At 37.2% G+C, this 26,328-nt stretch carries 15 protein-coding genes and 1 pseudogene; 4 read left to right on the plus strand and 12 right to left on the minus strand.

Features of this window, described 5'->3' with window-relative positions; genetic code table 11:
- Positions 1-375: 375 nt before the first annotated feature.
- The 8 genes from PVV60_RS00370 to gyrB form a co-directional block, all read right to left on the minus strand.
- Complete coding sequence (locus PVV60_RS00370; protein ID WP_273722392.1) at positions 376-1,374, minus strand: complex I NDUFA9 subunit family protein; 999 nt, start codon at positions 1,372-1,374, stop codon at positions 376-378.
- A 43-nt stretch (positions 1,375-1,417) separates the two neighbouring features.
- Positions 1,418-2,737, minus strand: a complete 1,320-nt coding sequence (locus tag PVV60_RS00375; protein ID WP_273722393.1) for a folylpolyglutamate synthase/dihydrofolate synthase family protein — start codon at positions 2,735-2,737, stop codon at positions 1,418-1,420.
- A 4-nt stretch (positions 2,738-2,741) separates the two neighbouring features.
- Complete coding sequence (accD, locus tag PVV60_RS00380; protein ID WP_273722394.1) at positions 2,742-3,662, minus strand: acetyl-CoA carboxylase, carboxyltransferase subunit beta; 921 nt, start codon at positions 3,660-3,662, stop codon at positions 2,742-2,744.
- Positions 3,663-4,650: 988 nt separating this feature from the next.
- Positions 4,651-5,370 carry a sulfate transporter family protein gene (locus PVV60_RS00385; RefSeq protein WP_273722395.1) on the minus strand — a complete coding sequence of 240 codons (720 nt, stop codon included), beginning with the start codon at positions 5,368-5,370 and terminating at the stop codon, positions 4,651-4,653.
- 1,879 nt (positions 5,371-7,249) lie between these two features.
- Positions 7,250-8,671, minus strand: a complete 1,422-nt coding sequence (gene coaBC, locus PVV60_RS00390; protein WP_273722396.1) for a bifunctional phosphopantothenoylcysteine decarboxylase/phosphopantothenate--cysteine ligase CoaBC — start codon at positions 8,669-8,671, stop codon at positions 7,250-7,252.
- A 68-nt stretch (positions 8,672-8,739) separates the two neighbouring features.
- A complete protein-coding gene (gene ubiB / locus PVV60_RS00395) occupies positions 8,740-10,326 on the minus strand; it encodes a 2-polyprenylphenol 6-hydroxylase (protein ID WP_273722397.1) in 1,587 nt (528 codons plus the stop codon).
- Between the two features lie 2 nt (positions 10,327-10,328).
- Entirely contained in the window at positions 10,329-11,111 is a 783-nt protein-coding gene (gene ubiE / locus PVV60_RS00400) for a bifunctional demethylmenaquinone methyltransferase/2-methoxy-6-polyprenyl-1,4-benzoquinol methylase UbiE (RefSeq protein ID WP_273722398.1), read from the minus strand.
- A 118-nt stretch (positions 11,112-11,229) separates the two neighbouring features.
- Positions 11,230-13,662: a DNA topoisomerase (ATP-hydrolyzing) subunit B gene (gene gyrB / locus PVV60_RS00405; RefSeq protein ID WP_273722399.1), complete on the minus strand. Its 2,433-nt coding sequence runs from the start codon at positions 13,660-13,662 to the stop codon at positions 11,230-11,232.
- Positions 13,663-14,658: 996 nt separating this feature from the next.
- Here gyrB and PVV60_RS00410 point away from each other — a divergent pair.
- On the plus strand, positions 14,659-15,579 hold the full coding sequence (locus tag PVV60_RS00410) for a transporter substrate-binding domain-containing protein (RefSeq protein ID WP_273722400.1): 921 nt from the start codon (positions 14,659-14,661) through the stop codon (positions 15,577-15,579).
- 11 nt (positions 15,580-15,590) lie between these two features.
- Here PVV60_RS00410 and PVV60_RS00415 read toward each other — a convergent pair whose 3' ends face one another.
- Positions 15,591-17,123, minus strand: coding sequence for a YifB family Mg chelatase-like AAA ATPase (locus tag PVV60_RS00415; protein ID WP_273722401.1), 1,533 nt, complete (start codon positions 17,121-17,123; stop codon positions 15,591-15,593).
- 406 nt (positions 17,124-17,529) lie between these two features.
- On the opposite strand from PVV60_RS00415, the gene PVV60_RS00420 reads away from it, so the two are divergent.
- The 3 genes and pseudogenes from PVV60_RS00420 to PVV60_RS00430 all read left to right on the plus strand — a co-directional run.
- Positions 17,530-19,494 carry an autotransporter assembly complex family protein gene (locus PVV60_RS00420; protein WP_273722402.1) on the plus strand — a complete coding sequence of 655 codons (1,965 nt, stop codon included), beginning with the start codon at positions 17,530-17,532 and terminating at the stop codon, positions 19,492-19,494.
- On the plus strand, positions 19,494-24,152 hold the full coding sequence (locus PVV60_RS00425) for a translocation/assembly module TamB domain-containing protein (RefSeq protein ID WP_273722403.1): 4,659 nt from the start codon (positions 19,494-19,496) through the stop codon (positions 24,150-24,152). The genes PVV60_RS00420 and PVV60_RS00425 overlap by 1 nt, the downstream gene beginning before the upstream one ends.
- A gap of 453 nt (positions 24,153-24,605) precedes the next feature.
- Positions 24,606-24,885: pseudogene (locus PVV60_RS00430) on the plus strand (Arm DNA-binding domain-containing protein); the annotation flags it as partial.
- Positions 24,886-24,957: 72 nt separating this feature from the next.
- Here the strand turns inward: PVV60_RS00430 and PVV60_RS00435 are convergent.
- The 3 genes from PVV60_RS00435 to PVV60_RS00445 all read right to left on the minus strand — a co-directional run bounded on the left by PVV60_RS00435 (position 24,958) and on the right by PVV60_RS00445 (position 26,132).
- Complete coding sequence (locus tag PVV60_RS00435) at positions 24,958-25,200, minus strand: hypothetical protein (protein WP_273722404.1); 243 nt, start codon at positions 25,198-25,200, stop codon at positions 24,958-24,960.
- A gap of 361 nt (positions 25,201-25,561) precedes the next feature.
- Positions 25,562-25,786 (minus strand): replication/maintenance protein RepL, encoded by a 225-nt coding sequence (locus tag PVV60_RS00440; RefSeq protein WP_342752785.1) that lies wholly within the window; start codon positions 25,784-25,786, stop codon positions 25,562-25,564.
- The gene (locus tag PVV60_RS00445; RefSeq protein WP_273722405.1) at positions 25,707-26,132 is read right to left on the minus strand and encodes a hypothetical protein; all 426 of its coding nucleotides are present in this window, start codon (positions 26,130-26,132) and stop codon (positions 25,707-25,709) included. The genes PVV60_RS00440 and PVV60_RS00445 overlap by 80 nt, the downstream gene beginning before the upstream one ends.
- Positions 26,133-26,328 lie beyond the last annotated feature (196 nt).

The raw sequence follows: 26,328 nt of genomic DNA on the forward strand, positions 1-26,328 counted from the left end.
CTACTCACTTATGCAGTTGTTGAAAAAGGAAGTATTACCTTACTTTAATCTCATGACTAAGCTTTTTAGCAAAATAATATAATGCAAAGCCATAGGTTATCATGTTTATGAATAGGCAATTCAGAATCGGTTCTTTAGGATTCCAATGTTGTATCTGCTCTTGGATAAAAACAGTTTATCAGAAGTGCTTTTCTCCTGTTTTCAACGATTTTTATCAAAATATTATAGACATACAATTAAAAATTTTTTGTGACACTGAATAGAACATTTAAAATGCAAAAACATTACTCTATTGAACGCTCTGATTTTAAAACCGCTAACAACGAGCTATGAATTATAAATCAAATAATTAACTCAGTTTTGGAAGAATTTATTCTAGACGAGTAAGTTTTGGGAAAATTGACCATGTGGACGAAATCGCCAGAGATAACTTGGCAAAAATGCAGCCATTGCTCTGGGGGTAATTCCCACACCTTCTAGAGTATATCCATTCTCTATAGCCTCTTTAGAAACAATGTTATCCATTTGCAAAAAACGTATCTGATTGGCTGTTACAAGTGTTGGTACAAAAGGCAATTTACCAATAGTTCCCAAAATTCCCCCAATCAATAGACCAACAGAAAGAGGCATGGATAGGATTGTTTTTTTACGGTGAATAATTTTGAGTATATTTTCAAGAGTATTTTGGAAGGTGATAATCTGGGGACCGCCAAGATCATAATTTTTTCCCCAAGCAACCTGTCCATCTAAAGCGCGCGCGATAAACTCAGCAACGTCACCAACATACACGGGTTGCAATTTGCTTTGCCCACCTCCAAAAAGAGGCATAATTGGTAAAAAACGTGACAAATCTGCTAAGGTGTTAAAGAAACAATCCTCTGGTCCAAAAATAACGGATGGACGGATAATAATTGCTTGAGGATGCTTGTTATGAATAATTTGTTCACCCATAAACTTAACACGTGCATAAAGACATGAAGCATTCTCGTTAGCCACAAGTGTTGACATATAGATGAGTGGAATAGCAGCTTCTGCTGTTAATTCAGCAACATTGTAAACACCATCAATTTGTGTGTTTTTAAAATTCGATTGACTTGCTTGTTTTAAGCTACCAGGTAAAAATACTGCCGCATCAGCTCCAAGCAACGCGCGTGCAACAGAGGCACGATGCTTGATATCTGTTTTAAGCATTTGGGTTTGTCCTACTTCTCCTATTTGGAGCATGTAATAAGCTTTTTGTGGACAACGAACAGCGATACGAACGCGATATCCCCGCTTAGTCAAAGTTTCAACGACATGTCGTCCTACAAAACCAGATCCGCCAAAAATAGTAATAAGTTTAGGATGTTGATAAAGTGCACAATCAAGTTGCATGATTAAAAAGTCTATCTTTCAAAGCTTTCAAAATAATCGATTTCTAGCATGGAGGTGTTTTATTGTCACGCAAAATATCGCCCGCAAGATAAAGGGAACCACCAATAAGGACAATAGCCTTTTTATATTCGGCTCTAATCTTATGCAAAGCATCTTGTAGATGCGCTTGTGGAGTAGAAAAGATTCCTGCTTTTTGCGCTGATTCAGCTAATTTTATTGGAGAGATACAGGCATTATTGTTAATCAGCGGTATCGTATATATTTTATCGACAAGGTTTGCTAAGGAACGAAAATAACCGACGGCATCTTTGGTATTGAGCATGCCAGCAATCATAATAATGGGATGATCTGTTTTTTTTCTCCATTGTGCAAGTTCTACCGCAATAACTTTTCCAGCGGCAGGATTGTGACCACCGTCTAACCATAAATCAATATTAGGAGACAGTTGATCAACCAAATGTCCTTGGATAAGATGTTGCATCCGTGCGGGCCAATAGATATTTTTCAAAGCATCATTTATGGTTTGTTCTGAAAGTTGAAAACCCGCTTGACAAACTGCTTCAAGAGATGCGCTAGCATTGGCAACTTGGTGGTCTCCAATAAGGTTAGGAAGGGGAAGATCCATGAGACCTTGATTGTTTTGGAAAACCATACGTCCATGTTCTTTATAACTTTGATAATCTTGATCAAATAGAGAATAAGGTGCTTTATTTTTATTAGCAAGAGGTATTAAAGTAGCAAGAGTTTCTTCATAATTTTGCTTCCCGATGACTACTGGAACGTTTGGTTTGATAATTCCTCCCTTTTGAAAAGCGATTTGAGCAATTGTATTTCCAAGAAAGATCTCATGATCATAATCAATGGGCATAATAAGTGATACAGCTGGTTTGTTAATGACATTGGTAGCATCAAAACGTCCTCCCAACCCAACTTCTAAAATGACAACATCAGCTGGATGTATACTAAACAGCATAAAGGCAGCGGCTGTAAAAATTTCAAAAATAGTAATCGGCTCTTGACGATTTACTTTTATAATTTCACTGATTGTTTCAGCCAATTGGTTTTCTGTAACAAGTTGACCACCTCCTTTTTGACCTATCCGGCAGCGTTCATTCCAATTTACGAGATGAGGTGAGCTATAGACATGAACGCAGTATCCTGCACTTTCCAAAAGAGCACGGCAAATTGCTGAGGCAGATCCTTTGCCATTTGTTCCAGCGATGTGAATAATAGGGGCAAGTTTTAAATGTGGATTACCAAGACGCTCTAAAAGGTGAACAATACGCTCTAAAGAAAGATCAAATTTTTTCGGATAATTTTTTAGTAAATCATCCACCACCCTTTGTATTTGACTTTGTTGCATAAACTTAAGCTGCTTTTGTCCTAGAAAGCGATGTTTGAGAGTCTGTTGGGGATGGATCGGAAGGGTTAAAAACAGCAGGGCGTTTCATCATCAAGCGTAAAAGACGTGCAATTGTTGTTTTCATTTCTAAACGCGATACAACCATATCAATCATACCATGTTCGAGCAGATATTCACTACTTTGAAAGCCTTCTGGTAGGGTTTCACGTATAGTTTGTTGAATCACACGTGGACCAGCAAAACCAATCATAGCGCCAGGTTCGGCAATGTGAATATCACCAAGCATGGCGTAAGAAGCAGTAACACCACCGGTGGTTGGATTAGTCAGCACAACAATATAGGGAAGTTTTGCTTCTTTCAACATTTCAATCGCTACAGTTGTACGAGGCATTTGCATCAACGAGAGGGTTCCTTCTTGCATGCGTGCGCCACCAGAAGCAGAAAAAAGAACCAGCGGACGCCTTTCGGCAATGGCAGTATCAAAAGCTTTGATAATAGCTTCTCCTGAAGCCATACCAAGTGATCCACCCATAAAGGCGAAATCTTGAACGGTTGCAATAATTGGTAAGCCTTCAATCGTACCACGTGCACTTAAAATATTGTCATCAACACCAAGTTTAGAACGATAATCTTTTAACCGGTCAATATAGCGTTTTTCGTCACGAAATTTTAAAGGATCTGTTACAACTTTTGGATTTTCAAGAGTTGTATAAACACCATCATCAAAAAAATGCATGAGACGATTTTTAGCGCTGATACGCATATGATGGCCAGAATTGGGAGCGACAAATTGATTAGCTTCCAGATCTTTATGGAAGATCATTTCACCACTGGTAGGATCTTTAATCCACAGATTTTCTGGAATTTCACGGCGCCCCAATATAGAGTTAATTTTAGGACGAACATAATTTGTAATCCAGTTCATCTTTATAACCTTCCTTTAAATATTACACATCTTTCGCATAATTTGAAAGAATACGAACCTAAGCAGTCACATTTGCTTTACCGGTGGAACAAAGGAGTCTATTTAATACTTTTATCAGTGTACGTATAGCTTGTTTTTTAATTTTTAATTTTTCCAATATCATAACAATCATATCTATGAAGAGTATACCCTATAACAAATTTGTCGTAAGTTTAAGAACTTACATGTTTTTATTTTTTACTTTGGTATTTAAATTCACTCCTTGCGATGGTTAACAAATCCTTTATTTTTTAATAAAAATGAATATCCAATTAATCATTCGTCAATAGTTTTGAAGAAAAGAAACCTTATAATATAAGGCATTAACAAGGTTAAAATAACCCATTTAAGACAAGGATATAATAACACCATATTAGCGAAACGCTAATATCAGAGCAAGATTTTTTTCAAAAGGTTTCTTTAAAGCGCGCGCTTTTCACAATTAAAATAGAATACCCTCAAAAATGCTATTATATTACTCATTCATGTGCTTTTTTTACACAGACATTTTTCAATAATCCCCAAAACTCTCTTATGATGGTGCTCAGAAGAGTATACACTCTCCATAAATGGTATAAAATACATTATGCTCTCCATTTTTACTGAAATAGAAGGTACAAATCGATACCATCATACTCTTTTCCAGTTTTTAATGTGACGAAAATGTTTGCATTGAGAGGATTCATAAAAGATATTTCACGCCTTTTTGAAAGTACTTTTATCCACACACCACCTCCGTTTGTGACATATTAACAAACGATTTCACTTGATCTAATATGAATAGGATTAAAATGAGAAAGCCTCATGATATTTAGTTTTTTCACTCATGTTGTGAAACGATAATTATTATTATAAATCAATATATTAGTTTAATAAAAGATAAAGCATAAAATTTTATATTATGCTTTATTTAGCTGGCAAGTTTTATTAACTTTAAAGTCAAGGAACATTATTTTTGTGTAATGCGTGCCATGGTCTTTTGGGAAAGCATTTTGTGTAAATATGTCATAAAGGCGGCTGCAAAAAGCGGTGTTGCTAAATTAAGAATTGGAATTGAAACAAAAAGCGCTATCAATAACCCTGCACCAAAAACCGTTGTGTAATGAGTATGTAAAAAAGCACGTGCATCTTGCTCTGTTCGAAAACGATAAGCAGCAAACAAGAAATATTCATGACCAAGCAAATAACCATTAATAACATAAAAAGCAATTAAATTAATACCTGGTATGAAGAATAAAATAAAAGCAATTCCATTACCAAGAAGGCTTAAAATAACGAATTTTAAGGAAATGATAAGAGAACGCTGAAACGATAAAGCTTGTCCAATAGGCTCGTTTGGATAATCCTCTTTTTCAATAATTTCAGCAGCAGAGTCAATGAAAAAACCACCAATCATAGCTGCGATTGGTGCAATTAAAAAAGCTAACAAAAGAGCTAAACCAAGATTAAAAATGATAAGCATGCTAAACCCAATCCATCCCGCCCAACTAGGGAGTCCAGGAAGGAATTGAGCAATCCAGGGCCAAAAGTAAGACACAAAAAGTTGGTGCGCACATAACCATAAAATGGTGAGAATGAAAAAAGTAACCCCCAATGCTTTCAGTATCATAATACGATATTGCGAAGTCAAAAGACGTTGTAAAGCACGATAAGCAGCAGTAAAAATCATAGATTAACAAACTAGGGAAAGAAGCAAAAAAAACAAGAAATATATTTAAAGAATGTAGGGTGTAATTTTTTCTTTTTTTAATTACAAGATTTCTTTTCAAGAACATTATAAAAAACGGCTAAGGCTTCTTTGTTTAAAATAAAGTTTGAATAAATAGAAATTTTGATTTTTAAAAACCAAGAAGAATTTAAAGAGCAGCTGTTTTAGAAGAAATTTTGAATATTTTTGTACAGAGTGTAGATTAGTGCATTTGTATGATATATGTGAAAAATTAAGGAATAAGAACTATTTGGGAGGAAAGTTGTTTACTTCTATTTATTCAGTAGAGTTGTCTAACTTCGTTTATCTAATTGTTTTGCACAATTCCTAATACTCTGTACTTTTCTACTATTTGACGGCATGCTTTTGCCTCTCGCTTTTATTCAAAACAATATTGAGTTCAATGGATAGGAGTAATGGAATAGATCCGTAGATATTCTGATTTTGGGCAACAGAATAATTAATATGATAGAAGTGGAAAAAATAAGCTTAAGCGATTAACCACCCATATCCCATGGAAGGATAAGTTTCTTGAGAAGAAGCAAAGAGTGGGAGACACCACTGATGATTAAAAATGATGAGATTTTAAATTTTAAAAGCTATAAGTGCAACGAAGTAAGAATTCACTGAAGCACTTTTCATACAAGTGGTGCACTGTATCAAATAATTTTTAGATAATAACACCACTAATTTATGAAGAGAATTGATCATTTTCAACTTGAATAACAAAATATAGAAATATTCTTTAATTTCAAAGCTTCTGTTCAACATCAAAAAGTTATTTACTTGAACATTATAGGCGAGATCAATGTATAGATACAAAGCTTTCGATAAAGGAATAAAAATGCTTCTCATGAAACATCACAATGTGAGGATATCATGGATCAAATACTAGTCTTTTGGGTCTTGGTATATTGGAGAGAGGACACGCACATTTAATTTTAAAGACTGATCACTGAGGAAAATAATAAAGGCTTCAGTTTCATAAACTTATAGACAGTGGTGCAATGAATTTTGTCTACACTCTTTATGAGCGATTTATAAGTTTTAGTGTGAGGTATGCTTAGAATTGCATTGAGATGTTATAATATATTGATTTATACATTATTTTTCACAGTGAATAAGAGCTCCAAATAAAGTTGTCATATTTTCTCATTAGCTGCTCTCATCATGAAACAATCAAAATCATTTATTTGCATATCATAAACAGGACCAATATGGGGATAAAAACATTGAAGAAAGAAAATGCTTTTTATAAATTTTATTCAGTGCAAGAGCTTTCTCAAAATTGATAGTAGGCAAAGTGAACGATAGCTTGTTTTTTTATAAGCAGGGGAGACAGTGGTGCAATAGATCCTACTTTTATGAAGGCTAGGTGAGATAGGATTTAAAAAAAACATTTCCCAACGCTCGTCATACTCATTTCGCAACAGCGCTTGTTAATGGTATAAGGGAAAGCTCTCGGGAATAATATAACACTTATAGGGCACCCACTATCTTGACGCTTAATAAAAGGGCACGCTGGCGCCATCATCCTCGGTGTTGCTCGACAATCCTTGGTCCTTGAGACGGTACGTTATAAGCGTTTTTTAGTTCTTTCTCAAACATTTTGTATTCATACAGCTATCCTTGTTTGCAACGTGCAAGAAAATGGTTTTCATTGTTTCATGATGAAAGAGATTGGGAATAAGAGAATCTTACGATATGCGGGATTCTAATTTAATATGAACAACACTAGATTATCATTATAAATCAAAATATTATATAATAATCGAGATAGATAGATACTATTGTCAGTTTTATTTTATGAGGTGTTTTAATCAATGCATTTGAAGAGTTATTATGTGGAATGGGGTATATTTTTCTCGTGAGGAGTAGGTGTTTGGGGAGAAAAAAATGATACAATCATGTTTGCTAATTTTTGCGCTACGTGTTGTTTACTCATATGGGGCCATTGTTCAATTTTTTCCTTACTCACGAGATAAACTTGATTTGTATCAGCACCCATGACACTTGTTCCATCTAGTTGAAGAGAAATATCATTAGCAAGAATGAAATCAGCTCCTTTTTCAACACATTTTTTTTGTGCATTGGCAATGATATCACATGTTTCAGCAGCAAAACCAATGACCAATGAGGGGCGGTTTGGAGCGTGTCCAATTGTTGCTAAAATGTCAGGATTTTCGACCATATGAAGGGATGGTGGTATTTTATGAGCATTCTTTTTAATTTTGTGTAACGACTGCGTTTGACTGCGCCAATCACAAACAGCGGCAACGAAGATGGCGCCATCAGCAGGCAATGCGGTTTGAACGGCTTGTAACATCTGTTGTGCTGTTTCAACATGAATGGTTTTTACTTCTTGTGGGTCTGCAAGATTAACAGGTCCACAAATAAGTGTTACTTTTGCACCCAAATGCGCAAGAGCGGTTGCGATGGCATGACCTTGTTTACCTGAAGACCGATTAGCAAGATAACGCACCGGATCAATTGGTTCATGGGTAGGGCCAGAGGTAACGATGAAATGGCGGTCAGAGAGAGGTTTTTCATGCACATTCAACAGAGTCTCTATGGTAGCGACAATGTTTAAAGGTTCGCTCATGCGCCCATATCCTATCTCGTCACGTTCAGCCATATTTCCGATTTCTGGTCCAATGATATGAACGCCATCTGCGCGCAGTTGTGCAACATTGCGAATAGTAGCTGGATGCGCCCACATGGACGGATTCATAGCGGGTGCAATTAAGAGTGGACAACGTGCCGCTAAAAGGATGCAATCAGCCAGATCATCTCCTATGCCATTGGCTATTTTTGCAATGCGATTGGCTGTAGCAGGGGCTAAAATAATAAGGTCAGCATTACGTGCTAATCGGATATGTCCAATATCGTGCTCTTCTTCGCGTGAAAATAAATCAGTATATACAGTACCACCGCTTAAAGCTTCAGCGGCTAAAGGCGTAATAAATTTTTGCGCTGCTTTTGTCATCACAACTTTTAAGTGTGCTCCACGTTCTTGTAAACGGCGAATTAAATCAAGTGCTTTATAGGATGCAATACTTCCTCCAATAATAAGAAGGAGTGATTTTGATTTCAATGATTGCACTTCAACAGCACGAGTATGAGAGAGTTGTGCGGTGAAAGGAGTGGGATTGCTTAAAAGGCGTCGGACTTCTTCTTCCATAGAAATACCATTTTGCGCTGCGCGTATGCGCAAAGCTTCTTTGGTTTCAGGAGACAGGTTACGAATAGTAATGCTGGCCATAAAATACCTCCAAGAAATAAAATGATTGCAATGATTTCATTGTTGATATTTTTAGCATATTAAGGAAATTAGAAAAGATGAAAAAAGTAAAAAGTGAGACAAACGCAACAAAGTGCAATGATGAAAAGGCTATAACGACCATAACGGTTTCTACGACTTTGTTCGACAGCAAGGTGTTTGAGGGTGGCAGGAGAAAGATTAAAACCTGTTTTTCTCATTTGATTGAAATCTTCTTCTATCCGTTGGAAATTTTGAACCAATTGTGGTGTTTTGCGTGCCAGCGAAAGGAGAGCTTGTGCTCCTTCACTAAAGTCTTTTGCAACGCCTACGGGCCCTAAATTTTTACTAATCCATTCTTTGACAACAGGTTCAGAAGCTTTCCACATATTAAAAGTTGGGTCTAATGTGCGGGCAACACCTTCCACGACAACCATCGTTTTTTGCAGCAATAAAAGTTCAGGTCGCGTTTGCATGTCAAATAATTCAGTGACTTCAAACAATAAAGTGAGCAATTTAGCCATGGAAATGCTTTGTGCTGATTGTCCATGTATTGGTTCGCCAATAGCGCGGTTGGCTTGAGCAAAGCTTTCAATATTATGGTGTGAAGGAACATAACCTGCTTCAAAATGGGCGCGTGCAACCCGATGATAATCGCGGGTAATAAAGCCATAAAGGATTTCAGCAAGGAAATGCTTTTCTTTTTTGCCAAGCCTTCCTGTAATGCCTAGATCAACAGCAACAATACATCCTTGCGAGTCTACAAATAAATTACCAGGATGCATATCGGCGTGAAAAAAACCATCACGCAATGTATGACGAAGAAAAGATTGAATAAGCGTAATGGCAAGCGCCTGCAAATCAAATCCTGCTTCTTTGAGTTTGGAAATTTCGGATATTCTGATACCATCAATCCATTCCATTGTAAGAACATTACGTCCTGTCCGTTCCCAGTCAATACGTGGAACTCGAAAGCCTGTATCGTGTTGAATATTTTCAGCCATTTCAGATATAGCTGCTGCTTCTAAACGTAAATCCATTTCAATGCGTGTTGTTTGTGCTAAAGTATCCACCACACTAACAGGACGAAGCCTTCGAGAGGCAGGAATATAGCGCTCTTGTAAGTGAGCAATAAGATAGAATCCTCTAAGATCTTTAGAAAAACGTGCTCTAATATTAGGACGAATAACTTTTACAGCACATTTTTTCTTATGACCAGTTTCATCATTGTATTCAGCTGGATGAACTTGAGCAATAGAAGCGGCGGCAATGGGCGGATAAAAATTTACGAATAAATCATCAATAGAGCGACCAAGAGAACTTTCAATTTGAGCAATAGCGGCAGTGCAAGAAAATGTTTGGACACGATCTTGTAGTTGTGACAAATCTTCCGCAATATCACGCCCAACAATATCAGGTCTTGTGGCAAGAAATTGACCAAGTTTTATGTACGAGGGTCCAAGCTTATTAATAGCATACGAAATATTTTCAGATCGCTGTTTTTTTTTCGTTTTTCGTCGTGCTAATGCACGCGCTATACGATGACATAGTGCTGGAAATCCTTGAAGATCATCATGAGGAAGAGCATTTAAAACACCTTCACGTGTTAAAATCCATCCTGCACGCATCAATTGAAAGTAAGGGGAAATTTGCACCATTTTTAAATTTTCCAACCTGAATGCAGCGCTGCAATCGCACCGGTGAAATTGCGGTACGATACCCGCGAAAACCCCGCATGCTTGATCACATGGGCAAAATCATCTTGCTTAGGAAATTTTCGGATAGATTCAACCAAATAACGATAAGCATTGCCATCATTTGCAATAAATTGACCCAGCTTAGGGATAGCATGGAAAGACCAAAGATCATAAATTTTATCCAGCCAAGGTATCTCGACATTTGAAAATTCTAAACATAAGAAACGTCCACCGGGCTTTAAAACACGAAAAGCTTCTCTAAGAGCTTGATCAATATGAGGAACATTGCGAATTCCAAAAGCAATAGTGTAAGCGTCAAAGCTTTGATCTTCAAAGGGGAGATTTTCTGCATTGGCTTCAACAAAATCAATCAGAGGGGCAAGACCATTTTTTTGTGCGCGTTTTTTTCCAACGCTGAGCATTGAGCCATTAATATCAAGCACTGTAGCATGGGCTTTTTGGCGTGAAGCATTAAGAATACGAAAAGCAATATCACCTGTACCGCCAGCGACATCAAGAACTTTCCAATGAGAAAGTGCTGGTGGGGAAAGCCAAGCAATCATGGAATTTTTCCACATACGGTGTAGCCCTAAGGATAAGATATCATTCATCTTGTCGTAATTTTCAGCAACAGAATGAAACACACCATCTACCATGGATTGTTTTTGTGTTTCATCTACTCTTGTAAAACCAAAAGAGTGCTCCATGCCACCCTTGGTTCCTACACGTTCTGTTTCAACTGCCATGTGTATGATCTTCCTTATTTTTCTTTTATCGTAAATGAAATAGAGAGGAAATGCTCAAATACGAAAAAACAACGTATAAAACTGCGACATTTACACAGCTAAAAACAGAAGAGTACCTTTAGATATCAAGATTGGCAACGCTTAAGGCATTGTCTTGAATAAAAATACGTCTAGGTTCAACTTCATCACCCATGAGACGAGAAAAGAGTGAATCTGCATCGGTTGCATCATTAATTTTTACTTGTAAAAGAGAACGTGCATTAGGATCAAGAGTTGTTTCCCAAAGCTGTTCAGCATTCATTTCCCCAAGACCTTTATAACGTTGAAGAGTAAGACCTTTTTTACCGTTTGTAAAAATGCTCTCTAAAAGGCTAACGGGCCCAAAAATACGCTCTGTTTTATCTTTGCGACGTAAAAGAACAGGAGGGTGGTATATGTCGATAAAATTTTGGGAAATGCGATCAATTTGGCGTGCGTCAGTTGAATTTATAAGTCCCACATCAAGCGTGATAACATCTTTAACGCCACGCAAAATACGCTCAAAACATAAACTTCCATCTTCTATATATTGTCCACTCCAACCCTGTTCCATATCATCAGAAATCAGGTTAAGGCGGTGTGCGACAGCCTCTGCTATTTTTTGCGCTTTTTCTTGTGTTGTAAAGGCTTCATGGTTAAAAGCACCAACAATGGCTGCTTGCTCAACAATATTGTGGTCATAACGGGTATGAAGACCATTTAAAAGCTGACGTAATATACGAGCATCTTTAGCGAGTTGATACAAATCAGCCCCTGCACGAACTTCTCCTGTTGAAAGCTCAAGCGTTGTTTCTTCTAATCCAGTATCGATCAAGAATTCTTCAAACGCTGCTTCATTTTTAATATATTGGGAAGATTTTCCACGCGATACTTTATAAAGAGGAGGCTGAGCAATATAAAGATGTCCACGTTCAATCAACTCGGGCATCTGTCTAAAAAAGAAAGTGAGCAGCAGAGTACGAATATGGGCTCCATCGACGTCCGCATCCGTCATGATAATAATCTTATGATAACGTAATTTATCCGGTGAAAATTCATCTTTACCGATAGACGTTCCAAGAGCTGTAATAAGTGTTCCAATCATATCAGATGAGAGCATGCGGTCGAAACGTGCTCGTTCAACATTGAGGATTTTACCACGAAGGGGTAAAATTGCTTGATTTTGACGTGAGCGCCCACCTTTTGCTGAACCACCAGCCGAATCCCCCTCGACAATAAAGATTTCTGATTTTGCAGGATCACGTTCTTGGCAATCGGCAAGCTTTCCTGGCAGAGAAGTGATATCAAGCGCTCCTTTTCGTCTTGTGAGTTCACGTGCTTTGCGTGCTGCTTCACGTGCTGTTGCAGCTTCTACCACTTTACTAATGAGAAGTTTTGCTTCATGAGGATGTTCTTCCAGCCATACTGAAAGACCTTCATTGACCAAATTTTCAACAATAGGGCGCACTTCAGAAGAGACTAGCTTATCCTTTGTTTGTGAAGAAAATTTTGGATCAGGAACTTTGACAGAAAGAATAGCTGTTAATCCTTCACGGCAGTCATCACCGGTTAAGTTTACTTTTTCTTTTTTAGCAATACCTGAAGATTCAGCATAGCCATTAATTTGGCGTGTAAGGGCACTTCTAAAACCTATCAAATGAGTTCCACCGTCACGCTGAGGAATATTATTGGTAAAACACAAGACCTTCTCATGATAGGAATCGTTCCACCATAGGGCAACATCAACGCTCATACCATCCTTTTCACTTGCAATGTAAATAGGGTTATCAAGCAGAGCTTTTTTTGATTGGTCAATATATTTGACAAACTCCGTTAATCCACCTTCATAATGCAATTCAACTGATTTAACATCAGCATGACGTTCGTCAACAAGAAGAATATAAACCCCAGAATTTAGAAAGGCTAATTCCCGTAAACGGCGTTCCAAAGTCTCAAAATCAAACTCAACCATAGTAAAAGTTTCAGAACTTGGTAAAAATCTGATTTCTGTTCCACTTTCTCTATCGCAATCGCCAATAACTTTTAATGGAGCATCAGCTACCCCGTGGGTAAAAGATATTTCATGAATTTTACCATTCCGTCTGATTTGCAATTTAAGCCAAACGGATAATGCATTCACAACAGAGACACCAACACCGTGTAATCCACCTGAAACTTTATAAGAGTTTTGATCAAACTTTCCGCCGGCATGAAGCTGTGTCATAATAACTTCAGCTGCAGAAATACCTTCTGTTGGATGGATATCTGTCGGAATTCCACGTCCATTATCACGAACAGAACAAGAACCATCAGCATGGAGTGTAACGTTTACAAGAGTAGCATGACCGGCTAGAGCTTCATCGATAGCATTGTCTACAACTTCATAGACCATATGGTGTAAACCCGATCCATCATCAGTATCACCAATATACATACCAGGACGTTTGCGTACAGCATCAAGACCTTTGAGAACTTTGATAGAAGCGGCATCATAGTCATTGCTTTGTTCTGGTGAGGTTATTTCATCACTCATAAGTTAGTCCATTCCTGTGTTCAATTTACAATATTTTATCCGCTTTTTTTTAAAGCTCAATGTTCTGATCAGTTATTTATGGAATAACCACATTAAATATTTATCGTATATCAGCTTTAGATTCAATATCTGTCGATATATAATGGAGAGAATGATAGTGTAGTATTATACAGAAAAATACAGTTTATTTAGGGTGGTGATATAAATATTTAAGCGCTTCCTTGATATATTGTCATCCTTTTATTCAACTTTACAACTTTGAAAACGTTCATGACAATGTTTTTAAATAATAAGGTAATGACACAGTGTTTACGTTTTTTCTCATTTCTGTAATGGAGGTTACGTCCTCATTTAAAACAAAATGCCATTGTGCTACTTATTTACGCACTTTTTAAGAAGCATCTTTCAAATGTTCTCAGACTTGTTTTCTATGACGTTTGAATAGCATAAAGTACCTTGTGAATGCTATAAAATCCATTGTCTTATCTTGATAGTAAGGTACAAACCAGTATCATCATTTTATTTTCAGCTCTTAAATGTTGATGCAACCTTAATGTTGAGAAAACCCTTGGCATTTGAGAGGCATTTTTATTCTTTTCTTTAATAGTACTTATATACTCCCTCCGGTTGTGATACACAAAGAAAGAGTTTTGATATTTTCAATATAAATAAATTAATATTACAAATCGGTATCTTAATATTTTAAGATACGCGGGATATTTTGATAAAATGGAGCGTGCCACTAAAGTATGTACAGCTTATTTCTTATATTTAAAAAATCAAATCGCCTTTCGCTAAAATTACTTTTTATATTCATTTGGGAAAATTAACATAAGAAATCTAAGTATTTTCAATGGGTTTCAAAAAAATATATGAAAACTGTTAAATTTTTTAACAGTTTTTAAAAATAGCAAGAATTTTATTTATTAAACGCCAGATATTTTGGTGAAGTGCGTTAGATAATAATTGAGAAGAGTTGCATCTTAGTTTTGAAAAATGGGGGGAGAGATTTTGAAAATAAAAAAATCTATATATGTAAAACAGCTTCAATCGCGTTTACGGTACTTTTTATTCAATAATCCATATAATATTTTTATTCGTATTTTATTTGTAGCAGGGGGGGGGCTATTTTCCTCTTACGCAGAAGCTGAAAGGTTGCCTTCTTTTTTTGATTCGCATGAACATTTGGTGCAACCTGATACAACGGATATCCTTCGTTTGCGTTTTGTAACAACTTTTGATTTTCCACCTTTTAATTTCCTTGATCAAACGGGGCATCTTGCAGGTTATAATATCGATTTATTGCGCGCTATTTGCTCAAAATTAAAACTAGAGAAGCTTTGTGAAGTAGAAGTAATTCCTTGGAAAGAGCTTGTGGAACATGTTAAAAGTGGTGGTGCAGAAGTCATTATTGCGGGTTTAAAAGAAACAAGTAAAACCCAGCAAGATCTTGTTTTTACAAAGTCATATTTGCGCTTTCCAGCGCGATTTGTTGCTTCTCGACTTTTAAATATCGATGAGCCAATAAGCGATAAATTGGTATATTTAACAAGTGGTGTTTTGTCTAAAAGTGTTCACGAAAAGCTCTTTCATCATTATTTTCCTAAAGCAAAATGGCAAGGATTTAAAAAGAGAGAAGAGCTCTATAAAGCATTACAGGAGCGTAAAATTGACCTTATTTTTGATGATGGATTTGCTTTATCGTTATGGTTCAAAAAACAAAAATCTGTTGATTGCTGTCATTTTGTTGGGGGGGCATATATGGCGCCACAGTTATTGGGACAAGGAATGCAGCTTGCTGTTGCAAAAAAGAATGAAAAATTGGTTGATATACTCAATTATGCGCTGAAATCTCTAGAAGAGGATGGTAAACTTACAGAACTTTATTTGCGGTATTTTCCAATAAGTTTTTATTGATGAATAGTTTTTTAATTAAGAGCTGTTAATCTTTCTGTGCCTAGTCGATAGGAAATAGCTTCTGCGAGATGATAGCGTGAAAGATTATCTGATTCGTCAAGATCAGCAATTGTGCGTGCAACTTTGAGAATGCGATGATAAGCGCGTGCAGAGAGGTGCATTTTTTCACTCACATCTCGTAAGAGTGTGGTCGCACTTTTATCAGGAATGGCAATCTGTTCTATAATTTTGGCAGGGCAATCGCCATTGGTGCGAATATGATCAAACCCCATTGTTGCAAAACGTTTAGCTTGAATGGTACGGCATCGTGCGACGCGTTTGGCAACATCGCAGCTTTTTTCTGATTGTTCTGGTTGCATAAGGTCCATAGCTGTCAAAGCAGGGACATCAATCCGTAAATCAATTCGGTCAAGCAGAGGACCAGAAATACGGGACTGATAATCGATTTGGCAGCGTATTCCTTTAGCGCAAACATGGTCTTTTTCGCCTGCCATACCACAACGGCAAGGATTCATTGCGGCAATGAGTTGGAAGCGAGCAGGATAGCTAATATGGTGATTAGCGCGGGCGATAACCGATTCCCCACTTTCTAAGGGTTGACGAAGAGAATCAAGAACCTGCGGAGAAAATTCAGGCAATTCATCAAGAAATAACACACCATTATGGGCAAGGGAGACCTCTCCCGGTCGTCCTTTAAGTCCCCCACCAATCATTGCGGCCATGGAAGCAGAATGATGTGGGGAACGAAAGGGGCAATGAAGTGAAATGGTATTATGAACCGCTTCTCCTGTAATAGAAGCAATCAGAGAGACATCTAAAAGCTCACGGCTATCAAGAGGTGGCAAAATGGAAGGTAAGCGTTGCGCTAACATAGATTTCCCAGCACCAGGAGGTCCTACAAACAAGAGGTTATGGCGTCCAGCAGCACAAACTTCTAAGGCACGTTTGGCTGTTTTCTGTCCTTTGATTTCGCAAAGATCTGGAAGTTCAGTTTCGATAGTATATTGGCGCGGTTGTGGACGTTTTTGAATTTGGGTTCCTTTGAAATGGTTGACTATAGTGAGCAGAGTCTCTGGGGCAAGAATATTTATTTCTGCATTTGCCCAAGCAGCTTCAGGTCCACATTGGAAAGGACAAATCAGTCCTTTATCGAGTGATAAAGCTGTCATGGCAGCTGGTAAAACACCATTAACAGCGGTAAGTGAACCATCCAGTGATAATTCTCCTAAAATGATATAGTCTTGTGCTACTTCGGGAGGGAGGATTCCCATAGCAAGCATTAAGCCTACGGCGATTGGCAAATCATAATGCGATCCCTCTTTAGGCAAATCAGCTGGTGCAAGATTAATCGTAATCCGTTTAGTAGGCATAGAAAGTCCACAAGCGTGGAGGGCTGCTTGTACACGTTCACGGCTTTCTGCAACTGCTTTATCAGCTAATCCAACAATAGCCATTCCTATTTTACCAGATGAAATCATAACCTGTACATCCACAGGGACTGCTTCTAGACCGCGAAAAGCGACAGTTGTAACACGTGCGATCATTTGTTTATTTCCCCCTTTAGACTTTGTAGAGACAATCATATCTATGCATAAAAATCAAGAAGCATCTCTATGGTTTTTTTTATAGAGAGATCTATATACGTAGGCAGTTTTTTAGCGTTCTCATGGAAAGTCATTTGTACAAATTTAACCATGATAGTATGGAACGCAATAAAACGTTTATAATAAGCTAAATAAATATGTTAAGGAAAAAGAATGAGGCTGTTCGTGTTATGCAACAGTGCAGAATTTTATGAAAATATAAGGGGAGGGTGACGTTATGTATCGCAGAATGTTATTTGATGTGATAAAACGTGTAAAATGTGCAAAGTAATTATATTTACCTTTCTCATTTTTATATTATTTAAAGTGTAGTAGATGCAAAGTGTATTATAAGGTATCTGATTTTATGGTATACCAGGCAAGAATTTTGTTAAAATCAGGGACTGTGCGCTGTGTATTTATAGGCTTGTGTTTCGCTTTTGCTTTTCCACAGCCACTTGCTGCATTTGATTTTTTCGGCATACCTTTTTTTGGTCAAAAGAAAACAAATTCTCCTTCAAATTATGCCAAAAGTACAGAGAGATTTTATAAAGTTGATGTTGTTGCTCCGCCAGGCGCGCCATTAGAAGGTATAAAAATAGTTAAATCTGTTTCTTCTCTTGTTGCTGATAAAGAGAAAGCATCCGCCAGTTCTTCTGGTTTGCTAGCCAAGGCGCGTTCAGATTATCGAGCAATTCTTTCTGCTCTTTATGCTGATGGACGCTACGGTGGTGTTATTAGTATTAAAATTAATGGCTTAGAAGTCGCTGATTTAAGTCCGGTAACTCAACTTCCAGCACAATCCAATATTGTTATTACAATTAATGCCGGTCCACAATATGTTTTTAGTATTGCAGATATTGATAAAGTAGCTCCGTTTGAAAAACGTAAAGCGCATAAAATGCCCACAATTGAAGAATTGGGCTATAAAGTTGGGGCTATTGCTAAATCTGAAACCATTTTGAAAGCAGAAAAATGGGCGATAGAAGGATGGCGTCAACAAGGTTATGCCAAAGCTAAAATTATGAAAAGTGAGGTCGTGGCTGATCATGCTGCGTTGCGTGTTGAAGGACGGATTGTTGTTGATCTTGGACAAAAGGCTCATTATGGTCCTTTAAGTGTGCGTAATATAAGTAATAAACCACGTGTAGATTCAGCTTATATCGCATGGATGACCGGATTGAAGCAAGGTCAGAAATACGATTCCGATGCCTTAGCGAAGGCAAATGAACGTCTTGCGCGCCTTGGTGTTTTTCGTGCTATCAATATACGTGAGGCTGATACCATTAATCTAGATGGCAGTTTACCGCTTTCACTTGTTGTACAAGAACGTAAACCGCGTCGTTTTGGTGTAGGCGGTAGCTATTCAACATTAGATGGTGCTGGTTTTGAAGCTTATTGGATGCATAACAATCTTTTTGGTCATGCAGAGGTTCTTAAAATTGAAACAAAAATAAGTGGTGTTGGTAGCAATAAAAAGCAATCGTATAATTTTAAAAATTTTGATTATCTTTTCGGTGGTACGTTTATAAAGCCTGGTGTACTCACGCCAGATACAGATCTCAGATCAGAATTAAAAATACAACAAGATGTTCTAGAAAATTATACGACAAAGGCCATCAAAGGAAGATTAGGGATTACACATATTTTCAATGGTAATCTATCGGGACAGGCTGCTGTAGAAGTTTCAAATGGTTATTCACGTGATATTTATTTTGGGAGCCGTAATTTTACAACAATAGGTTTCCCTAGCGGTTTGATTTACGATAGTCGTAATAATAAGCTTAATGCAACAAAAGGTTTATATGGTGAAGTTTTCATTGAGCCTTTTTATGAGATGCGTTTTAGCAACTTTGTTGCAAAAGTAACAGCAGAAGGTCGTTCTTATTGGGCGTTGGATGAAGGGAATCGTTTTGTTTTTGCTACGCGGGCAAAGCTTGGTACAATTCTTGGGAATGATACAGCACAAATCCCCGCGAATACGCTTTTTTTTGCTGGTGGTGGGGGCTCTGTTCGTGGTTATGCTTACCGTAATATTGGTATCAAAACAGAAAATGATGCGGTTGTTGGTGGACGGGCAGTTGTTGAGGGATCGGCAGAATTGCGTGTTTCTTTAAATGATAAAATAGGGTTTGTCGGTTTTCTTGATGGAGGTGCCGTAGGGGAAAAGGCGAATTTTGATTTTTCTCAAAAAATTAAATGGGGAGCCGGTATAGGAGGTCGTTATATGACGGGTCTTGGTCCTTTACGCGTTGATTTAGCCTTTCCTTTAAAGAGAGAGAAGGGTGATCCTCGCATTGGTTTTTATGTGGGTATAGGGCAAGCATTTTAATGAAAAAAGGTGTACATTTATCAGCTTTCTTCTTTGTATTTTTGTTTTTTGGGGTGGGTGGTTTTGTTTTTGCGCAAAGAGGAGATACTCTTCCCTCTAGCGAAATGAAAACAGATGATCGCTCATGGTTTGTTTCTTTAATTGAACGAAAGCTTTCAACGCCCAATCGTCAAGTTCGTTTACATAATATACAAGGGACACTGTCTTCTCAAACATCAATTGATGCTATTACTGTCAGTGATAAAAAAGGGGTTTGGCTTAAAATTACCAATGCTAAAATGGATTGGAATCGTCTAGCGTTGCTGAGAGGGCGGATGGACATTAACCAGCTTTCGGCAGAACAGGTCGCATTTTTACGCAAACCGCAAGGCAATTCTTCTTTTGTTTCTTCCCTTGGGACGGGCAAGTTCTCTTTACCAAAATTGCCGCTTGCTCTTTCTATCAATACGCTTATAGCTCAACATGTGACATTTGAACAGAATCTTTTTGGTTTTTCTGCTGATATGTCATTAAAAGGTAATCTCACTTTGGCTAGTGGTAATTTTGATGTCGATATAGCGGCGCATCGTTTAGATGCACCAGGTTCTTTTTCTGTTGTCACCAAGATATCTGATAGTAATCGTACAGCTCAAATTGATATTTCTGCTAACGAACCACAAAATGGTATTTTGGCGAATATTTTTAACATTGAACAACGTCCAGCATTAAATCTCGTCGTGAAAGGTGATGGTACTTTTGATGATTTGGTTATCAAACTTTCTTTAGAGTCCGATCATCATTCTATTTTAGATGGTAATGTTATTCTTGCAAGTGTTCCAGAAGGACACAGTTTTTCTACGAAACTAGAGGGAACACTGAGCCCTTTAATACCTTCTCAATATCGTAGTCTCTTCGAATCTGATATAACATTAAAAGCAAAGACAAGAAGAACAAAAGAAGGTGTGACACACCTTGATCAGATGGTTATTCAGAGCAAAGCAATGAATGTTATAGCCAATGCTGAAATAACCGCTGATGGATTTTTGCGGCGGCTTTTTGTTGATGGTAAAATGGCTCTTGATAACGAACAGGAGTCTATTCATTTACCTGTATCAGAAGTATCAAAACCTGCGAATACTCTTGCTTTGAACATTGACTATGGTCGCGAAGGACAACAATCTTGGAATGGGCGGTTGGTTGTAGGTCATTTAAGCAATAAAAATATTTATATTCGCGATGCAATTTTTGATATGGGAGGAGTAAGCGAAAATCTTGATAATGCAGCTTCTCGTCATGTTGGTGTTCAGGTTAAAGGAACGCTTCAAGGGGTTAAAAAAATTAAGGGAGCGTTAGTAGAAAATTTAAGCCAAGCGGTTCATGTGCATTTAGATACGGATATTGTTTCGAATAAACCAATTTTGATTCATGATCTGAGTGTTACGGCTCAGGGTTTTTCTTCTTGGTTAAAAGGGACAATGGAGGGTTTTGTTTTTAAAGGCGATCTCGGTTTAAAAGCTCAAACATTAACTCCTTTGGAAGTGTTCAGTAAACAATCACTTTCTGGTATTGCAGATATTAAAGCCAAAGGAACGATCAATTTATTGAGTGGCATTTTTGATCTCCAATTATCAGGAATGGCTGACGATATGAAAATAGGCGTGCAGTCTTTTGATCGTTTATTCAAAGGAAACATCACTCTTTCAGGTGGTGCTACTCGAAATACGAAGGGTTTCATTTTTCGTCATTTTAATTTGAAAAATCAATATACAAACATAAAGGCTAACGGTTATTTTTCAGATGAAAGCGCTAAAATGGATCTATCTGCTGAAATATCTGATTTGTCCAAATTAGATCCAAAGATAAGCGGTGCGCTTACGATTGAAAGTACGGCGAGAGGGCGCAATAGCCATATAAAACTAAATACACGTGCTCATATTGCTGAAGCATTAATCGTAGGGAAGAAACTTCAAAACACAACATTTAACATAGATGCACTTATAGATAATACAGCACCAGTTATTGCTTTAACGGGGGTGGTAAAAGGTGAAGGGATTTTTGCTAAGAAACCTTTGCATTTATCGGCCTCTTTTAAAGATTCTCATAAAATTCGAAAACTTGAAAATATCGATATTAGAGGGGGAAGTGCAAAAATAACGGGTGCTCTTTCTCAACAACTTGGGGGGTTTTTGAAAGGAGCGTTGCATATTGATGCCGATGATATTTCCGTACTTTCAGCGTTATTTTTGCAGGATGGTAGTGGAAAAGTAAAAGGAGATTTTATTTTTGATGAACAAAATGGCAGACAAAAAACCAATGTGAAGGCGCATGTTAGCCATTTGAATTTTTCCAAGAATAAAATAAAAAAATTGGCAATAGATGCTGACATATTCGATCCTTTTGGCATGACACAGTTTGAAGGAGTTATCAATGCAGAACATATTCAAACACCTTTGATAATGGTCAATCGTTTAAATGCTCACGCCGATAGAAATAATGGACAAACGGTTTTTACTGTCCAAGCGATGTTGCATGATACTCTCAATGCACAGCTTTCTGGTCGTTTAATGGTTGAGGAACTTCCAGACAGTATAAAACGAGAAGTGCAAATTGAAACTGTGGATCTAAAACAACACATTTTTCATGCAACATTGCTGAAACCATCCATAATTGCTTTTGATAAAGATGGAATGACAATCAATGAATTAGGAATTGCAATAAATGGAGGCAACATCATCTTAGCAGGGAATATTCAAGATACCCTGAATTTGCAACTTACAATGAATGCGCTTCCTGCTACTTTAGTCAATCTGTGGAAAGCCGATCTTGGAGCAGCAGGGAGTGTAACAGGGCATGTTATGATTCGTGGTCATTTAAAAAAACCTGATATAACGTACGATATAAAAGGTGAGGGACTGACAACCGTTGCTTTTCAAGATAAAAAAATTATGCCTTTTTCTCTTTCTGCTACGGGAAACACTGTAGATCAAAATCTTACTTTAAATGCAAATTTAACAGGAGAAGGAGTACAAGCAGAAGCTCAGGGGCATGTATCTCTAGAGAAAAATACGCTTGATCTTCATATTAATTTGCAAAATTTATCTGCACGTTTGGCGAATGGTTTTATTGCAGGACAAGCGCTTGATGGGACACTGATAGGCAAAATTGATATTGGTGGAATAATGAAGGATCCATCTGCTCATTTTGAGCTTTCTAGTCAAAATTTAACCGCTATGACGCATAAAGGACCAATGTCAATCAATATAAATGCTCGTGGTTCTTATAAAAAATCGACATTTCATATTGAAAATATGATAGCTACTGGAGATAAAGGATTAGATCTTTCCGTCCATGGGCCTGTATCTCTTAATGGTTCAGAGGCAAAATTAAACGTTAAAGGGATAATGCCTCTTGATTTTGTTAATCTCTTATTAGCTAAGCGTGGTGCACATATAACGGGTACAGCAAGAATTGATACAGTTCTTAATGGAACGTTATCAAAGCCACAATTGATAGGAAATATTTCTATAGGCGACGGTAGCTTTTTTGATTCACAAACAAATGTAGGATTGAATAATATAACGCTTGAAGGCAAATTGAATGGTGATCATATCCTTATAGAGAAAGCTTCAGCTTCTTCGTTTGAGGGGGGGAGAATTTCTGCTTCAGGTCGTATCTCTAATGGTCTAGAGACAGATTTGATATTTCATCTTGATAATGCCAATTATAATGATGGTTCTATGATTCTGGCAACATTGTCAGGTGAGATGACAATGAAAGGTCATTTTTTAAATGATCTTGTTGTTGGTGGTGATATCATCGTTGAAAAAGCTGAAGTTTTTGTTCCTGATCATTTTAAAAGTGCTAAGTTTCTTGATATTAGAAATAAGAATTTAACTAAATCGATTCAAACAACACTTGAACGTGCTGATGTTAAGAAAACGAACAAAAGCAAAAGCCGTATAGTTACACAAGAATCTTCATCTGTCGTGTTATCAAATATGAGTATTACAGCACGCAATCAATTTTTTGTACGCGGAAAAGGCTTAGATGCTGAACTTGGAGGACGCATTAATCTAGCAGGCCCATTGAATGATGTGCATCCAGTTGGTGAATTTAGAATGATTCGTGGACGTTTTGATATTCTTTCGCAACGTCTTAATTTTGATCAAGGGCAAGCGAGTTTTAGCGGTAATCTTAATCCTACGGTTTATTTTGTAACCAACAATAACAGTGGTGATATTCGCGTCACTGTAACGGTAAGTGGGACGGTTGATAATCTTGATATTAATTTTTCTTCACAACCAAATTTGCCTCAGGATGAGATTTTAGCGCGTTTGATTTTTAATCGCTCTCTTAATGAATTATCACCATTTCAGATTGCTCAACTTGCAGCAGCAGTGGCGGATCTTGCAGGTGCTTCTAATACATCTTTATTGAATACTTTACGAACTAAAATTGGACTTGATGATCTTGATGTTATCGTTAATGAGAAGGGTAATACAGGCTTACGTATTGGACGCTACATACACAATAATATTTATTTGGGCTTTGAAGCAGGGTCTGATGGAACGACGAAAGGGACAATTAATTTAGATATTTCGCGTCATCTCAAAGCTAAAGGTGCCATAGGAAATGAACAAAATTCTAGTATTGGTCTCTTTTATGAAAGAGATTATTAAAGATTAAATTTAAAAAACAAATTCTTCGTTTTTTGTCTCTCATTTCTAAATCTGAGGAAGGAGACATAGACTAGAAATCCTACAAAAGAAGAAGCTTTTTTTGAGGCATAAAGAAATATATCTGAAATACTTGATTTTTGTTTATGCTATTCTCTAAAGGGGAAAAATCTTCACAAAAGACAGTGTGTTATTTTGCTGTTATATATTTATTGTAGAGAAATACCTTACCTTGTTCTCAACCCCATCTCATGCTGTTGCCTAAAGAATGTAATGTATGCAATATATTGATTTATAAAAATAATTTATCATTATTCAATTTGAATTAGAACTTTGAATATCATATGATTCTCTCATTGCGAATCTTTCTTATGTTGAATCAATCAAAAACCATTCGCCTTGCATGTTACAAGCGGGGAATCCTGTGTGGATAAAACTATTAAGAAATGACTAAAAATGCCTCTTATGAACCATTTCGAGAGTTAAGGCTGTCGCAACATTAGGGGCTGGCAAAATAGCGTGAATGGTGCGGGCTTGTTACTCCACAAGATTAAAGATAGGAGGTAATGGATTTATCGTTATACAATTCACGGACGTTATCGCGAAATGGGCTTGGGGAGGATTTTGAGGGAGGTCTCTTTAAAACAAGCATCTGAATTTGCAACACAATGACATTCTGTTTTTGCGTGAAGGACATGATTCCATTAAAGAACGTGATAAACAAAAGCATGAGGCAAGCGGTTAATCCATAAAGATAATCAATTTTATTGTCAAACGCATTTAAAGCCATATTTTTTAATAATAAACATTACCTATCTGGACTAGCTGTCATGACGTATTCAACTGCTAGCACAGCGTTTTTACGTCGTTTTTCTGGTAGTAAATTGCGCATTTTTCCCATTGCTTCACTGGATGATTGGGATACATGATGTTCATTGTTTTGTGTTTGATCCTTATCAGCATTTGGTGTTTCTCGTTCACGGTAGCAGTGTTGCAGAGCAGCAGCCACACAGTCCATTGTTGCTAGCTTTTTACAACCGCATGATCGCATATACCGCCATATCTGCCCCTATCTGTTATTCAACTGTTTTACTTGGGGCATCGCAAGGCGGTACCTCCGGTGGTCCACCATAAATTGTGTAACTCACTAGACTTTATTACATAAAGTCGTTTGTGGCTAAAGCCCTTTTTGATGCTGGCTAGCAGAAAAAAGCACTTCCTTCTTATCATGATTCTGGAGCCGTGCGGGAACGTAAAAACAATCCGTTAGGTTCTGGGTCAAGGTCGCCGTTAGGCGCCCCGAAGGGATTGCCTTGACCCTAAGAACCAAGGATTGTTAGTTCCCAAAAGCACGGCTTTTAGATCATGATTTTGGTGAGTGTACGGAGAGTTTGAGAGCCGGTAGCCTCTCATTACTCGTTTGAATCATCAAACATATCTAGGGTACTATCGTCCTTTTTTTCGTTTCTTCTTCGTTGAATAACGGTTGTAAAGGCAATTCTATCGCCATTGAAAATAAGGTTAGGATTGATAAAGTACCACCCTTGTCGTAAATGTTTAGCGATGATTTGAGCGCTTTCTAGTTCGGTTAAACCACATGCGAAAGTAGGAAGAGAAAGTGCTATTTTTTTCTTTATTGGTTTCGAGAAAGTCGTCTAAAGCTAGTTTATCTAATGGTACTAGATCTTTGCTTATTCCTTTTTCCTGCAACATCCAGACTAGTACTCCAAAAGCTTTTATTCCTGCTGTTTTTAATTCAAAAGTTAGAGCAATATTATTTGTGAATAGTTTTATAAACTCTTGCGAATCCACTCGTCGAAAAGTCGTTACATGAGTGCCTTGCATTTCACCAGTTGATTGATTGATTAAAACATTATCGTCACGTCCTAATCTTGATAATCGTATTCGTTGATTTTTTATAGGAACAGTCATTCCCTCAATAAATGGATTTTCTTCATATCGAATAGCTTTTATTTTTTTCATATAACGAATAGCCCTCCAAACAGAATACTCCAAAATATAACGCTATTGTGTTGCAAGTTCATGTGCTTGTTTTAAAGAAACATTTCTCAGTGTGCACTTAAGCCTATTTCATAAGATTGCTTGTGAAATGGTATAAAGGACTTCTTATGAATGCTATAAAATACATATTACCGTTATTAATAAAGGTATAAGTATT

Origin of the sequence: Bartonella sp. AU18XJBT (assembly GCF_028618595.1) — a bacterium.
Taxonomy (GTDB): domain Bacteria; phylum Pseudomonadota; class Alphaproteobacteria; order Rhizobiales; family Rhizobiaceae; genus Bartonella.